At 63.8% G+C, this 15458-nt stretch carries 14 protein-coding genes; 11 read left to right on the top strand and 3 right to left on the bottom strand.

What is annotated here, in order from left to right; genetic code table 11:
- Positions 1-151: 151 nt before the first annotated feature.
- From I9018_RS11715 to I9018_RS11675, 9 genes are all read left to right on the top strand, one after another.
- A complete protein-coding gene (locus I9018_RS11715) occupies positions 152-901 on the top strand; it encodes an NAD-dependent deacylase (protein WP_124346428.1) in 750 nt (249 codons plus the stop codon).
- Positions 902-952: 51 nt separating this feature from the next.
- A complete protein-coding gene (locus tag I9018_RS11710) occupies positions 953-1606 on the top strand; it encodes a suppressor of fused domain protein (protein WP_124346427.1) in 654 nt (217 codons plus the stop codon).
- A 224-nt stretch (positions 1607-1830) separates the two neighbouring features.
- On the top strand, positions 1831-3204 hold the full coding sequence (gene ppnN / locus I9018_RS11705) for a nucleotide 5'-monophosphate nucleosidase PpnN (RefSeq protein ID WP_068586823.1): 1374 nt from the start codon (positions 1831-1833) through the stop codon (positions 3202-3204).
- Between the two features lie 345 nt (positions 3205-3549).
- Positions 3550-5379 (top strand): DUF1302 domain-containing protein, encoded by a 1830-nt coding sequence (locus I9018_RS11700; RefSeq protein ID WP_241109527.1) that lies wholly within the window; start codon positions 3550-3552, stop codon positions 5377-5379.
- Between the two features lie 23 nt (positions 5380-5402).
- Positions 5403-6764: a DUF1329 domain-containing protein gene (locus I9018_RS11695; protein ID WP_241109526.1), complete on the top strand. Its 1362-nt coding sequence runs from the start codon at positions 5403-5405 to the stop codon at positions 6762-6764.
- Between the two features lie 173 nt (positions 6765-6937).
- Complete coding sequence (locus tag I9018_RS11690) at positions 6938-7864, top strand: LysR substrate-binding domain-containing protein (protein ID WP_068586842.1); 927 nt, start codon at positions 6938-6940, stop codon at positions 7862-7864.
- A gap of 117 nt (positions 7865-7981) precedes the next feature.
- Entirely contained in the window at positions 7982-9190 is a 1209-nt protein-coding gene (locus I9018_RS11685) for a M20 aminoacylase family protein (protein WP_241109525.1), read from the top strand.
- A gap of 8 nt (positions 9191-9198) precedes the next feature.
- Entirely contained in the window at positions 9199-10497 is a 1299-nt protein-coding gene (locus tag I9018_RS11680; RefSeq protein ID WP_241109524.1) for an MFS transporter, read from the top strand.
- 120 nt (positions 10498-10617) lie between these two features.
- Positions 10618-11706 carry a M14 family metallopeptidase gene (locus I9018_RS11675; protein WP_241109523.1) on the top strand — a complete coding sequence of 363 codons (1089 nt, stop codon included), beginning with the start codon at positions 10618-10620 and terminating at the stop codon, positions 11704-11706.
- A gap of 17 nt (positions 11707-11723) precedes the next feature.
- Here the strand turns inward: I9018_RS11675 and I9018_RS11670 are convergent, their stop codons facing one another.
- Positions 11724-12716, bottom strand: a complete 993-nt coding sequence (locus I9018_RS11670; protein ID WP_241109522.1) for a hypothetical protein — start codon at positions 12714-12716, stop codon at positions 11724-11726.
- A 168-nt stretch (positions 12717-12884) separates the two neighbouring features.
- On the opposite strand from I9018_RS11670, the gene I9018_RS11665 reads away from it, so the two are divergent.
- Together I9018_RS11665 and I9018_RS11660 are read left to right on the top strand one after the other, a co-directional pair.
- Positions 12885-13259 carry a DUF2784 domain-containing protein gene (locus I9018_RS11665; protein ID WP_241109521.1) on the top strand — a complete coding sequence of 125 codons (375 nt, stop codon included), beginning with the start codon at positions 12885-12887 and terminating at the stop codon, positions 13257-13259.
- 111 nt (positions 13260-13370) lie between these two features.
- Positions 13371-14111, top strand: a complete 741-nt coding sequence (locus tag I9018_RS11660; protein ID WP_241109520.1) for a TetR/AcrR family transcriptional regulator — start codon at positions 13371-13373, stop codon at positions 14109-14111.
- On the opposite strand, the gene I9018_RS11655 is transcribed toward I9018_RS11660, so the two are convergent.
- Both I9018_RS11655 and I9018_RS11650 read right to left on the bottom strand, forming a co-directional pair.
- Positions 14108-14929, bottom strand: coding sequence for a helix-turn-helix transcriptional regulator (locus tag I9018_RS11655; protein ID WP_241109519.1), 822 nt, complete (start codon positions 14927-14929; stop codon positions 14108-14110). The genes I9018_RS11660 and I9018_RS11655 overlap by 4 nt on opposite strands.
- Positions 14930-14970: 41 nt before the next feature.
- Complete coding sequence (locus I9018_RS11650) at positions 14971-15423, bottom strand: GNAT family N-acetyltransferase (protein WP_241109518.1); 453 nt, start codon at positions 15421-15423, stop codon at positions 14971-14973.
- Between the last annotated feature and the right edge of the window lie 35 nt (positions 15424-15458).

Here is a 15458-nt window from a genome sequence, read left to right as displayed (position 1 = left end):
TGGCAGGTTGGATGGGCGAGCCAAGCCGCCGACACACTTATGAGCGAAGGCGCGAAGATAAATTCACTTGCCGCGACCGTCGGCGGATAATGCCAGCCCCGCACGCGCCACCCAAGTGGCGCCGTGGTTGAAAACGGAGGTGGTTCTTTCCATGGAGTTCGATCCCAAGCGACTGGCCCAGGCCAGGCACCTGGTGGTATTCAGCGGCGCCGGAGTCTCGGCGGAAAGTGGCATCCCGACCTTTCGCGATGCCCTGACCGGCCTCTGGGAACACTTCGATCCGGCGCGCCTGGCCACGGTCCAGGCCTTTCGCGACGACCCGGCGCTGGTCTGGGGCTGGTACGAATGGCGGCGCCAGAAGGTGCTCGCGGCCCAACCCAATCCGGCCCACCTGGCGATCGCCGAACTGGGCCGGCGCCTGCCGCGCCTGACCCTGATCACCCAGAACGTCGATGACCTGCACGAACGCGCCGGCAGCGTCGATGTGCTGCATCTGCACGGCAGCCTGCACACGCCCAAGTGCTTTGCCTGCAACCGGCCCTTCACCGGCGAACTGCCCATGCCCTCGGTGCCGGAGACGGGCGCTTGCCTGGAGCCACCACGCTGCACCGGCTGCAACGGCAAGATCCGCCCTGGCGTGGTGTGGTTCGGCGAAGCACTACCCGAAGCGGCCCTCAAGCGCGCCTTCCAGGCGGCCCGCGAGTGCGACCTGCTGCTGTCGGTGGGCACCTCCGGGCTGGTGCAGCCGGCAGCGCAGATTCCCCAGCTGGCCCTGCAGCAAGGCGCCTGCGTGGTGCATATCAACCCGCAGCCGCAACCCGGCAGCGCCCTAGGGGAATACCACCTGGTGGGCAAGGCCGGGCAAGTGTTGCCACAACTGCTACAGCAGGCCTTTACCTGATTTCCGGGTGGCCCACAGTGGGCCGCCCTCTGCTTTCAAGGACGTTTCAAGATGTCGGATACCCAAGACTTTTCATGGTTCGAAGCGGCCTGGGAACAGCGCGAAGAACAGGTCTACCGGAGTTTGTTCGGTGACCTCGGCCCCGGGATCTACCCCCTGGACCCGAGCCTGTTCCGCGACGCCGAAGTCGACCCGCGCTGGCTGACCCATGGGGTCTTCGAGTCGCCCCCCAATGCCCAGCGCGACAGCTGGCTGTACGTCACTTCGGGCCTGTCCAATGCCTGGCACGCGGAGCAGCCCGAGCCGGACGGCTGGTCCGGCATGGGCCGCGAGCTGCTGCTGGAAACCCGCGAACAATCACCATGGGCGCTGTACCTGCTGCGCCACTTCTGCGCCTACCAACTGCTGCTATCTGCCGGCCACTTCGGCGAGCGGCCGTTGCTGGACGAGTGGGACCGCATGCGCCTGGGCAACCCCATCGACGGTGCCGGCAGCCTGGTCGAGAGCGTGCTGTTCATCGCCGCGCCGGGTTTTCCCGGGACCCAGCAACTACTCTCCGGGCGTTTCGACTTCCTGCAACTGGTGGGCCTGACCGCCGCGGAACACACCTGGGCCCAGGCCGAAGGCTACCCCGAGCTGCTGCAGCGCCTGGCCCAGGCCGGTGCCTCGCCGGTGATCGATCCACGGCGCGCCAGCCTCCTGTGATGCGCCCGAAACCCGGGGGCAAGGGCACGCCTCATCATTTTTCCCGCCACGGCGGTTCGTCATGAGGTAGATTCAAGCAGCGAACACCCGTGCAGCGAGTGGCGCTGTCTTGTCCAGCCGTTGCCAACCAGGCCGCCCGAACCGGGCGATCCTGCTCACTGCCCCGCTCTTGTGCGCCACCTGCGACCGCAGGTCCGGTGGCGCCGCTTTCAGGAAATGGATGAATGCCGCAAAGACATGTGATCAATGCTTCGGTCAGCCCGAAAGGCAGCCTGGAGACCCTCTCGCAACGTGAAGTGCAGCAACTGAGCGCTGCCAGTTCCGGCAGCATCTACACGCTGTTCCGCCAGTGCGCCCTGGCCATCCTCAATACCGGCGCCCACGTCGACAACGCCAAGACCATCCTCGACGCCTACCACGATTTCGAAGTACGCATTCACCAGCAGGATCGCGGCGTGCGCCTGGAGCTGCTGAACGCCCCGGCCGATGCCTTCGTCGATGGCGAGATGATCGCCAGCACCCGGGAAATGCTGTTCAGCGCCCTGCGCGACATCGTCTACACCGCCAATGAGCTGGACAGCCAGCGCATCGACCTGGAAAGCTCCCAGGGCATCACCGACTACGTCTTCCACCTGCTGCGCAATGCCCGCACCCTGCGCCCCGGCGTAGAGCCGAAGATGGTGGTGTGCTGGGGCGGCCACTCGATCAACACCGACGAATACAAGTACACCAAGAAAGTCGGCCACGAGCTGGGCCTGCGCAAGCTGGACATCTGCACCGGTTGTGGCCCCGGCGTGATGAAGGGCCCCATGAAGGGCGCCACCATCGCCCACGCCAAGCAGCGCATGAGCAGCAGCCGCTACCTGGGGCTGACCGAGCCGGGCATCATCGCCGCCGAGGCGCCGAACCCCATCGTCAATGAACTGGTGATCCTGCCGGACATCGAGAAGCGCCTGGAGGCCTTCGTCCGGGTCGGCCACGGCATCATCATCTTCCCCGGTGGCGCCGGCACTGCCGAAGAGTTCCTGTACCTGCTGGGCATCCTGATGCACCCGGACAACCGCGACCTGCCGTTCCCGGTGATCCTCACCGGCCCCAAGAGCGCCGCGCCGTACCTGGAGCAACTCAATGCGTTCGTCCTGGCGACCCTGGGCGAGGCGGCCAGCCAGCACTACCAGGTCATCATCGACAACCCGGCCGAAGTGGCGCGGCAGATGACCGAGGGCCTGAAGACCGTCAAGCAGTTCCGCCGCGAGCGCAACGACGCCTTCCATTTCAACTGGCTGCTGAAGATCGACGAAGGCTTCCAGCATCCGTTCGATCCAACCCACGAGAACATGGCCAACCTGCAGCTCAGCCATGCCCTGCCTCCCCACGAACTGGCGGCCAACCTGCGCCGGGCGTTCTCCGGCATCGTCGCCGGTAACGTCAAGGACCAGGGCATCCGCCTGATCGAGCAGAAAGGCCCCTACAGCATCCATGGCGACCCGACGATCATGCAGCCGCTGGACCAACTGCTCAAAGCCTTCGTCGAGCAGCACCGCATGAAGCTGCCCGGCGGCGCCGCCTACGTGCCCTGCTATCGCGTGGTGAGCTGAACCCTCTGTGGTGAGGGAGCCTGCTCTCTCACCACTCGACCCGCCTGGCGGCTAATGCCGATCAGTTAAGAAAAGGGTAGGAGCAAGGCTTGCTCCTACCGGGGGATCGCCTCGCTTAACTGACGGGTATCAAGCCTGGCGCCCCCTTGCCGCCGGCGGGTGCTTCACCTTTGGCTATAGGCATAAGAATTTCCTAGAAGGCAGGACGCCGAAAGCTCCCTACCATGCCACGGACCCCGTTTAACGGGGCCCTCAAGGACCACGACCGGTCTCCCGCGACAGTGCTCGCAGGTACCGGCCGTCTAGGTGGAGAGCAGCATGGTGCAAATAAGAAAACCGGGGACCATGTATCCCCAGCCTCTGAAACCTCATCATTTAAAACCCCGTCACCTGACCGTTGCCCTGGCCCTGGCTTGGGCCCTGCCGGCCCAGGCCGAAGATTTCCGGCTGGGAGAAATCAGTGGTCGCTTCGACTCATCCCTGTCGATCGGTGCCAGCTGGGGCCTGCGCGATGCCGACAAGGCGTTCATCGGCGTGGCCAATGGTGGCAGCGCTTCCACCCGTACCGGTGACGATGGGCGCCTGAACTTTCGCAAGGGCGAAACCTTCTCGAAGATCTTCAAGGGAATCCACGACCTGGAGTTGAGCTACGGCGACAGCGGAGTCTTTGTCCGAGGCAAGTACTGGTACGACTTCGAACTCAAGGACGAGCACCAGCACCTCTACGATATCGATGACCACGGTCGAGACCGTGCCGCCCGAGCCTCGGGGGCAGAGTTTCTCGATGCCTTTCTCTATCACAACTACAGCATCGCCGACCTGCCGGGCAGTATCCGGGTCGGCAAGCAGGTGGTGAGTTGGGGCGAAAGCACCTTCATCGGCAACTCAATCAACGCCATCAACCCTGCTGACGTCGCCGCCCTGCGCCGTCCTGGCTCTGAGCTCAAGGAAGGCCTGATTCCGGTCAACATGCTCTACATCAACCAGGGCCTGAGCGACAACCTGTCGATGGAGGCCTTCTACCAGTTGAGCTGGCAGAAGACCGTGCTGGACAACTGTGGTACCTATTTCGGCAGCGACGTGGTGGCCAAGGGTTGCGACCTGGGCATGACCATCAACGGCACGGACCTGGAGCGCACCGCTCCCAGCTATGGTTACGTACCGCGCCTGGGCGACCGCGATGCACGGGACGGTGGCCAGTTCGGCGTGGCCTTGCGCTGGACAGTGCCGGAGCTCAACGAGACCGAGTTCGGCTTCTATGCCCTCAACTACCACAGCCGCACCCCGGAAAGCGCCTGGCTGGTAGGTAAGGGAGCCTTTCTCGACCCGGTCGGCGGGCTTATCGGCCAAGGAGGCGTCAGCACCGCACGCTATTACCTGGAATACCCCGAAGACATCCGCCTGTATGGCCTGAGCTTTGCCACCAACCTGGGCAGCACCGCGGTATCCGGCGAAATCAGCTACCGACCGAACATGCCCATGTCCCTCAACAGTACCGACGTGTCCACAGCGGCCACCCTCGGAGCTGCCGCGGTCCACCCGGCGATCAATGCCGGCCTGCCGATCTTCGACAGCGGTTGGGCCAGCTCGGCCTACGGCTCGCGAATCCAAGGCTACAAGCGCCTGCCCTATACCCAGGCACAGCTCACCGCGGTCCAGACCTTCGACCAGGTATTGGGGGGTGATCGCCTGACCCTGGTGGGCGAAGCCGGCATCGCCCACATCGGCGGCCTGGACAGCAGCGATGGCTCAGGCCTGCGCTTCGGTCGCAACAGTGCCTACGGCAATGGCGAACTGGCCAACGCTGGCAATGCTGCATTGCTCGGGGTCTCTGGCAATGACATTTGTCGCGCCCTGAATTCGGCCAATCCGCGCCAGTGTACCGACAAGGGTTTTTACACTCGTAGTTCCTGGGGCTATCGCCTGCGCGCGGTACTGGAGTTCAACGATGCCATCGCCGGGGCCAACCTCAAGCCCAACCTGTCGTTCGCCCATGATGTCGAGGGTTACGGCCCGACCTTCAACGAGGGCAGCAAGGCCCTGAGCATCGGCCTGGATGCCGACTTCATGTCCAAGTACACAGCCAGCCTGAGCTACACCGACTTTTTTGGCGGCGATTACAACACCAATACCGACCGAGATTTTCTCGCCCTGAGCCTGGGTGTGAGTTTCTAGGCCCTGCCTTCAAGAGGTTAATCATGGAACATCCACGACTGTTGCAGATTGGCGGCCTGATTCTGAGCCTGTTAACGGGCTCGGTAATGGCGGCGGTACCCAACGACCAGGCCGCACGCCTGGACAAGGACCTGACGCCTGTAGGAGCCGAGCGCGCCGGCAATGCCGACGGCAGTATTCCGGCCTGGACCGGCGGACTGCCTACCAGCACCGGCAAGATGGACGCCGACGGCTTCCTTAAAGACCCGTACGAGACAGACAAGCCGCTGTTCACCATCACACCCCAGAACCTGGAGCAGTACAGAACCAAGCTCAGCCCCGGCCAACTGGCCCTGTTCAAGCGCTATCCACAGACCTACCGGATGCCGGTCTATCCCAGCCACCGCAGCGTCAGCCTGCCGCAGAAGAGTCTTGAGGCCACCCGGCTCAACGCCATGCATACCAGCTTGGTCGAGGGCGGCAACGGCCTGGAGAACTACAGCCCGGGCGCGGTGCCCTTCCCGATTCCCAAGGATGGCCTGGAAGTGATCTGGAACCACATCGGCCGCTACCGCGGGGAAAGCCTCAAGCGCATCGTCATGCAGGCTTCGCCCCAGGCCAACGGCAGCTTCACCCCCAGCGTGGTCAAGCAGGAGTTGGCCTACCCCAGCGGCCTGACGGATTATCAGCCCGCCGAGATGGCCAACATACTCAACTACTACCGCGAAGAGTTCCTCTCGCCTGCACGACTGGCCGGGGGCGTGCTGCTGGTCCACGAAACCGTCAACCAGGTCAAGGAGCCACGCATGGCCTGGCAGTACAACGCCGGCCAACGCCGAGTACGCCGGGCGCCGCAGATCGCCTACGACAGCCCGGCTGCCGAGGGCATGCGCACACTCGACGATTTCGACCTGTTCAATGGTGCGCCGGACCGTTTCGACTGGAAGCTGGTAGGCAAGCAGGAGATGTACATTCCCTACAACAGCTATCGCCTGGAATCTCCCAGGCTCAAGTACGGCGACATCGTCCAGGCCGGCCACCTGAACCCCGAGCACACCCGCTATGAACTGCACCGAGTCTGGCACCTGCAGGCAACCCTCAAGCCGGGCCAGCGCCATGTCTACTCCAGGCGCGACATCTATATCGACGAAGACAGCTGGCAAGCAGCGATCACCGACGCCTACGACGGCCGAGGTGCCTTGTGGCGCGTGGCTGAAGGGCATGCCAGCTTCTTCTACGACGTCAAGGTGCCTTCCTTCGCCGCCGAAGCCCACTACGATGTGCTCTCCGGACGCTATGCCGTGAACTCCCTGCGCAACGAGGAAAAGAACAGCTACCAGTTCAACCTGCCCTTCAGTCGCAAGGAGTTCACGCCATCGGCTTTACGCGCCACGGGCATTCGTTGACACCCAGCCGCCCGCTGCGCACGACCGCGCAGCGGGCGCCAGACCCAGGTTTGCGGTTGCCGCGCCCAGACGCCGCTTCGTAGGCACGAATACGGAGATTGGCTGCTCTCCCATCCCCTATGACAGGGTTTATGGCTTAGATTCAAGCTCCCATCCCTCGCCGGAATCTCGCCATGAAGCTGCATCAGTTGCGCGCCCTGGTTTCTATCTGCGAAAGCGGCAGCATTCAGGAGGCCTCACGCCTGCTGCATATATCGCAACCTGCGCTGTCCAAAAGCATCAAGGAGCTGGAAGCGGAACTTGGAGTACCTCTGCTGCTGCGCTCCAATCGCGGCATTACTGCCACTGAATACGGTGAACGCCTGGTACGCCGGGCACGACTGATACTGGAGGAGGTACGCCGCGCGACCGAGGAGATCGATACCCTCAAGGGGCGCATGGACGGCAGGCTCTCCATCGGGGTCTCACCGGTTACCCCCAGTCCGCAGTTCGTCAGCAGCCTCAATCGCTATCGCCAGCGCTACCCCAAGGTCCAGGTACAGATCCATGAGCTGCGGCCCTCAAAACTCATGGAGGGCTTGCGCGAGGGACTGCTGGACATGGTCCTCACCTCCTTGCCTGCAGCACGCAACATAGATGGTTTCCATTGGGAAGAACTCTATGCCCAGTCGACGATGCTGGCCGTACGCAAGGACCATCCCCTGCGTAACGCCCGGCACTTGAGCGAACTACGGGAGCAGGAATGGCTACTGCAAGACTCCCTGGAGCAGTCCATGGCCGGGGTCATGTTCAAGGAGCACGGCATCCAGCCCCCGGAAAAGATCATCGAATGTGCATCGGTGGTACTCCTGGCCGAACTGGCGATCACCAGCGATGCGGTCAGCTACTGGTCGCAGCGACTGCTGGAAAGCGCCCCCATGTTGATGCAGAAGCTGGAAATCCTGCAGATTGCCGAACCTGTACCGCCAATGAACATCTCCCTGGTGTGCCGCGACCCGGAGCTGATGACCCGCGAAGCCAAGGCCCTGGCCGATGAGTTGATCTATGTCTACAAGGGACCCGTGGCCCCACCGCCGAACCGCATCCCGGCATTTGCCTGAACCACTCGCCCAGCAGCCTTGATAACCACAGCCGATAAGCATGCACAGAGGTGATTATTCAGTGCTGTGACGCTGGGCCATGCTGCAGGCCTCCACCCGTCATCCGGTATGCATTTCATGACTGCGCCCTGCCCGTCCCTGATTCCGCAGATTCTCGCCTGGCAGGACGAATTCGTCCGGCTGCGCCAGGAGTTCCACCAGCACCCCGAGCTGGGATTTGCCGAGCACCGCACCAGCGAGCGAGTCGCCCAATGCCTGGAGCAATGGGGCATCGAGGTGCATCGTGGCGTCGGCGGCACCGGTGTGGTCGGTGTACTGCGCAATGGCGGCAGTCCTCGCAGCCTGGGAATCCGTGCCGACATGGACGCACTGCCGATCAACGAAACCAGTGGCATGCCCTGGCAAAGCCGGCAGCCGGGAACCATGCATGCCTGTGGCCATGACGGCCACACGGCCATCCTGCTCTGCGCCGCCCGCTACCTGGCCCAGACCCGCCGCTTCCTGGGCACGATCAACCTGATCTTCCAGCCCGCCGAGGAGACCCTCGATGGAGCCCGGCGCATGATCGAAGACGGATTGTTCGAACGCTTTCCCTGTGACGCGGTATACGCCCTGCACAACATGCCCGGCTTGCCGGTGGGGGTGTTCCTGACCCGACCGGGGGCCATGAGCGCCTCCTCGGACAATGTGCATATTCGTCTAAAGGGCATCGGGGGCCACGGCGCCATGCCACACAAGGCCCGCGACCCGGTAGTGGCCGCCGCCGAGCTGGTGCTGGCCCTGCAATCGATCGTCGCGCGCAACGTGCCGGCCGGCGAAGTGGCGGTCATCACCGTCGGCTCGCTACACGCCGGACAGGCCGCCAACGTCATACCCGACTACGCGACCCTGGAGCTGAGCGTGCGCACCACCGACCCCAAGGTCCGCGCCCTGCTCAAGCAACGTATAGGCGAAGTGACCCACGGCGTTACAGCCGCTCATGCCCTGGAACTGGACTACCAGTACGACGAGCGTATCGGGGTCCTGCTCAATACCGCCCCACAAACCGCCTTGTTGCAACAGGTAGTCCATGACCTGCTGGGCCCCGAAAGCCTGCTGACCGATATTCCCTCGGGCTTTCTTGGCAGTGAGGATTTTGCCTCGATGCTGGAACAACGCCCGGGATGCTACATCGTCATGGGCAACGGCACCGAAGGCGCCCACGGCTGCATGGTGCACAACCCAAACTACGACTTCAACGACGCGGCGCTGCCCTATGGCGCCAGCCTCTGGGCACGACTGGTGGAAACCGCCTTGCAACACCCCGATAACAACAACCAAGGGTAACTCGCCCCATGTCGATAGCTACCGCAAGACCCCGAGCCTTGATCATGGCGCTGCTGATGGCGGTGATGGTCATCAGTGTGCTGGACAAGACCATCTTCGCCTTCGCCGGCGTACAGATCATCGAAGAGTTGCAACTGACGCCAGAGCAATTCGGTTTTGTCGGCAGCGCCTTCTTTTTTCTCTACTCGATATCAGGGATCGCCGTAGGCTTTCTCGCCAACCGCTATCCGACTCGCTGGATCCTCACGCTCATGGCGCTGGTTTGGACCAGTGCCCAACTGCTGGTGACCTTCGCTGGTAGCCTCGCCGCCCTGACCGCCAGCCGCTTGCTGCTCGGTGCGGGTTGCGGGCCAGGCACCGCGGTGACGCAACACGCGGCGTTCAAATGGTTCGGTACTCGGGAACAGGTTCTGCCGGCCTCGCTGATCCAAGTATCGATCATGCTCGGCGGGCTCTTGGGCGCACTCGCCCTGCCCTACGCCATCAGCCACTACGGTTGGCGCTCGGCGTACCTGTCCCTGGCTTTGTTGAGCCTGGGCTGGGTGTTGGCGTGGTTGTGCTACGGGGCCGAAGGGCGACATGGCGAACAGCCGGAGCAGGTGCCACCTAGCGAGCCGGCAATTTCCTACCGTCACTTGCTGCTCAATCGCACCTTTGTATGGATCTCGCTGATGTGCTTTGTGGCCTATCTGCCCAACGCTCTTTCCTTCAGTTGGTCGGCGGTGTACTTGCAAAAAGGCCTGGGGCTCGACCCGATGCAGACCGGTTATGTCATGTTCGCCGCCACCTTCAGCATCATCCTGCTCAACCTGCTGGTCTCTGGCCTGTCCCAGCGGCTGCTCAAGCGCGGAGTCAGCGTGCAGCACAGCCTGGTGCTGCTACCGATGCTGTGTTGCATGTTCGGCGGCCTGGCCTTGAGTACCTTGGGTTCTGTATTCAATGCCTTGGAAGCAAAGCTGCTGCTGTATGTCGCCGGCGCGGTACTGCTCAACAGCGTATTTGCGTTCGGCATGACCATCACTTCATATATTTCCCCTACTCGCCAGCGTGGCGCCATGCTGGCTATCCATGTGGGCTGCATGACCTTGTCCGGCATGCTCGCGCCCTGGCTCGTGGGCAAGCTGGTGGTTCTGTTCGATAACGACATCGCCCAAGGTTTTGAAACCGCGCTCAACGGTATCGGCCTGACAGCCCTGGCCTGTGCCTTGCTGGGGCTTTGGGTCATCACCCCAGGCGTTACTCGCGAACGCCTCCTGGCCCGGGGCCACGACACCCTGCCAAATCCGGCACCGGCTCAAGCAGCCTGACTGCGCCTGATCGACCGCCTGGCGGTCCCCCTCTTCATTCTCCCTGGGACTACCAGTACCCGTGGCATGTCGGACACCGACGTGCCTCGCGATCCCGTATCCCTACCAGGAAGCCTTTCCATGAATCTTGCGAGTTTCTCCGACAGCTACGCCGAGGCCCGGGACAAGTTTCTCCGGGGCTGCGAGCAACGTGGCTTGCCAGTGCAATCCCACATCCATCCACTCAAGGGCCGTGATCAAGAAGTCCTGGCCATCGATGTCTGTCGTGCCGGCCCCAGCGACGCGCGCGACCTGATGGTGATCAGCAGCGGCTGCCATGGAGTCGAGGGTTTTTGTGGCTCAGCGATCCAGATCGACCTACTGGGCGACGATCAATGGGCCCGCTGTACCGAGGCACCAAGCCTCGCAGTGCTGTACCTGCATGGACTGAACCCCTATGGTTTTTCCTGGATGCGCCGGGCGACCCATGAAAACGTCGACCTGAACCGCAACTTCCTCGACTTCAGTCGTCCCCTGCCAGATAATCCCGGCTACCGTGCCATCGACCACTTGCTGCTGCCCCGAACCTGGCCGGCTGGCATCGGTCAGAGTGCCCGGCTGATGCTATTCGCCGCACGCCATGGCCGCCTGGCCCTGCAGGAAGCCATCACCCGCGGCCAGCATAGCCATCCCGATGGCCTGTTCTTCAGCGGCCTGGAACCCACCTGGAGCAACCTGCAAATCCGCCAAATCCTGCGCCAGCACGCCCAACGGTGTCGACGCATCGGCTGGATCGACATCCATACCGGCCTTGGCCCCAATGGCGTAGGCGAACGCATCTACAAGGGCCGCGCCAGCGCCGCCGACCTGCAACGGGCACAAGACTGGTGGGGCCCGCAGGTGACCAACAGCTTCGACGGCAGCTCCACCTCCGCCCAGCTCGACGGCACCCTGGACCTGGCCGTGATGCAAGAGTGCCCCCAGGCCCAATACAACGGTTTGACCCTGGAATATGGCACCCTGCCCGGTCCTCAGGTGCTCAACGCCTTGCGCGCCGAGCAATGGCTGGAATGCAACCCCCAGGCCTCGCGCACGCGCCACGAACAGATCAAGCGCCAGATGCGCGATGCGTTCTATGACAACCGTACGCAGTGGAAACAGCAGGTCCTGCAGCAGGCTCGTGAGGTTTGCGACCTGACCCTCGCCGCCCTGATGGAGCCATTCGATTAGCGCTAACGAACGCCCTGTCACGGCTGTGCATCACTGCCATTGGGCTCCAGCGGCGGCAACTGGCCTTCGATTTGCCGGCCCAGGTAATACACCCCCGCCATGACCCCGTGCTCAGGATCATGCAGGTGCTTGAGCCAGGCCTGGTCGAACGCAGTTCCCAAATCGCGGCGGGTCTCGGCCTGCAGGTCCGGGCGCGCATTGTCCTGCACCAGCGCCCGGACTCCGGCTACCCCCACCGAAATCAGCGCTCCCGCCACCCGTCCCACGGCCGCTGCCACGGCTCCGGCCACGCCTCGCCCGGCAGACTGGGCCTGGAGTTTTTCGCTGGTCTGCTCGGCCACCCGGGGCACGCCCGATGCCGTGCTGGCCGGCTCGGCCCGCGCCGGCGGCTGGAGCTTGTGCAACAGCGCGCCATAGACCGGCAAGCGGGCGATGGGCTCCACTTGCAGCAACTGCCGAAGGCTGGCTCGCTGGCCGGGCTCGGGGCCCAGGTCGATGGCCGTGACCCGCTCCAGATGCTGGTCCAGCTGCGGTGCGGGCAATTGGTGGCGGCGGCTGGTCAACGCCACCTGCTGGCGCAGCAACTGCACATAGAATTCCATGGCTTGCGCAGTGATCTGGCTGGCATCGATCTCCAGTGCCACCGGCTCCAGGACTCGCTCCTGGTATTGCTGCTGCAAGTAACCGGCCAGGCGCCTGGAAGCCTGCTCGCTGTCGCCCCGGCTGTTGAGCGAATACCAGCCCACCTTCAGCGACAGCCATTCCTGGGTCCAGTAGCCGCTGAACCAGGGCAGGAAGTTTTCATCGGTCTGCTGGTAGACCCGGGTCCGCCAATGCTCCATGGAACCCTGGGCGTAGACTTCGGCCTGCTCGGTGGCGGAACGCGAAGCCGCCAGCAGCTCACTGTCGACCTGGAGCCAGACAGCCGGGGCCACCGCAGGTTGTACCGTCGGCTCGGGCACGCGGCTGGCGCAACCGGCCAGGATCAGCAGCGCGAGGCCGACGCCCACTGATCTTGCGTACGCACAGAGCCCTGTCGGAGAGCACAAGATGGGTACCTCCTGGCAACGCAGCGTCGGGCCCGGTCTCCCGACCTTTTTGCAGTATAGGTAGCGCAACACCGGTATATTGCGCCGCCGGCGCCCCCGACACGGATTCTCTCCCCACAAGGACTCTTCATGCTCTACCGCATTGCCGCCGACAGCCTGGTGCTGTTCCACCTGTCATTCATCGTTTTCGTCATGCTCGGCGGCCTGCTGGTGCTCCGCCACCCTCGGCTGATGCTGCTGCACCTGCCTGCGGCAGCCTGGGGCGTGGCCGTGGAAGTCGGCCACCTGGAGTGCCCGTTGACCCGCTGGGAAAACCTCCTGCGCCATGCCGCCGGCCAGCAGGGTTATGAGGCCGGGTTCATCGAGCACTACCTGATCCCGCTGATCTACCCCAGCGGCCTGACTCCAGGCATCCAGCTGTGGCTGGGCGGCCTGGTGCTGCTGGTCAACGTTTCGGTCTACGGCTGCCTGGCACGCCGCTGGTGGCGCCAGCGCAGCTCCTGAACGCCTCCACGAGCGGGCCCTGGCCCAAGGCCCCTATCAGCCTTGGGCCAGGGATGACGGTTTCGCTATATACTTTTGTATATTGCGAATATCGAACCCCGGGATTGCCCCATGCCTCACCCCTCGCCCTACGCCGGCAAACCATCGCCCGCGACGACACCTGCAGCACCCCCATCGACCTCCAGCAAAGCCCCGGCAAGCCGGGAGCGCCGGTCCCGCTCACGCCATCGGCAGTTGATTCTCGAGGCGGCGTGCAACGAGTTCGCCGCCAAGGGGTTCAGTGCCTGCCAGACCCTGGACATAGCGCTGCGGGCCGGGGTCCCCAAGGCCAACCTCTATTACTACTTCCATACCAAGGAAAACCTCTACGCCGAGGTCCTCGAGCCCCTGCGCGCGCCCCTGCAACAGGCATCGTCACTGTTGTCCCGCGAGGTCGCACCGGCCACGGCGCTGGCAGCCTACATCGCCGCTCGATTGCAGATCGTCCAGGCCTACCCCTTGCGCTCGAAGATTTTCTGCAGCGAGTTGCTGCACGGTGCCCAACAGTTGCCAGAGGCCTGGTGCAACGAACTGCACGCCTGCAACCAGGATGAAATCGCCTGCCTGCGCCACTGGATGGCCCGTGGCCTGATCCAGGCCGTGGCTCCGGAACACCTGCTGCTGTTCATCGGCTCGGCGACGCAGACCTACCCCACCCTGGGCTGGCAGATCGCCCTGATCCGCGGCAAAGACGGGCCGCACGAGCAAGACATCGAAGCGGTGGCCGCAACCTTGACCCGCATGGTCCTCGCTGGCGCCGTAGCACCCCCGAGGGGTGTTGTGCGCCAACCAGGCCGGGCGCTGGCGACCTAGTCCAGGTTCGCCGCAGCCTGCTGCGCACAGGCCTGGGTCAGCGCCTGCCAGGTCGCCTCGTCGGCCGGTATCAGGTGTTCGATACGCAATGAGGCAACGGTGATGTCCTGGGGCATGCCGAAGGTGGTGAAGGTCGACAGGAAGCTCAGTTCGCCGTGAGGCCCGGCGACCCGGGTCAATAGCAATGGCGAGGCCAGGTCCGGGGCCGTTGCCGACACCTCGGGACACGGCAGGCTGGCCAGCAACGCTGCCAGCCCGGGATCCTGCCCGGCCTCGCGGCTGGCCCGTTGCCAGGCCACCTGACGGATCTCCGCGGCGTTGACCAGGCAATCGCCGAAACCACCGGGAGCCAGCAAAGCCGCAAGCAGGTTGAAACCTTCGGCAACCGCTTGTCGTGGCAGGCCCAGCCACTGGAACAACGCCTCGGTGGCGCGATTGGCCGCCAGCACCTGCCAGCCACTGTCGATGACGATCGCAGGTGCCGGATTATTCGCCTCCAGCAAATGCAGCAATGCCGTGCGTACCGGCGCCAGCCCCGGATCATCCAGGGGCAAGGCGGCATAGCGCGGCGCATAACCGGCGGCGAGAAACACCCGATTGCGCACTTCCAATGGGGTTTGCAGGTTGTCCAGCAAGCGGTGCAGCAACCCTTGGCTGGGTTGCGCACGACCGGTCTCCACGCAGCTCAGGTGGCGCTGTGAAAGACCTGCCTGCAACGCCAGGTCCAACTGGCTCAGGCGCGCTTGCTGTCGCAACTGGCGCAGCTGCAACCCCACCGGCAGGGGCTGGGCCGGGGTTTGCTCAAGATCTCGGGACACGGGTAGCACCGTCCTATGCAGGGTCATGAACAGTATCCGGTTCAACCCACCGGTTTGAAGAAGATCAGCTCCGGGTCTTGCTCGTCGAGGTTCTCGATCACCCCGCTGGGACGGAAACCAGCCTTGGCGATCATCCCGCGGGCGGCCTGGTTCGACTGGTTGGTGGAAATGAACAGACGCGGCGTGCGACAGGCTCGCTGCGCAGCCTCGAGCAAGCGCAGCGCCACCCCCTGGCGTTGCTGCCCGGGGGCCACGACCACCAGCGAGACAAAACCATGGTCGAAGAAATCATGCTGGAGCAGCAGATAACCCGCGACGCTATCACCAACCATCTCGACCCAGCCCTGGCCACACTCTACCGCCCGAGCGACCGCTTGGCCCCGGGCCGGATGGGCCTGGGCATAGAGATCGCACTGGAGCATGGCCGGCACATCGTCGGCACGGGCCGCACGGATAAGTCGGCCGGGGCCGGCAGGCAGGATCGGGTGGCTCATGGTGGTTCAGTCCTTGAAAGGGAATCGGAGGAGCA

The organism is Pseudomonas sp. MPFS, assembly GCF_022537035.1.
Taxonomy (GTDB): domain Bacteria; phylum Pseudomonadota; class Gammaproteobacteria; order Pseudomonadales; family Pseudomonadaceae; genus Aquipseudomonas; species Aquipseudomonas sessilinigenes.
The sequence above is the reverse complement of the archived record's forward strand: the minus strand, read 5'-3'. Positions and strand labels throughout refer to the sequence as shown.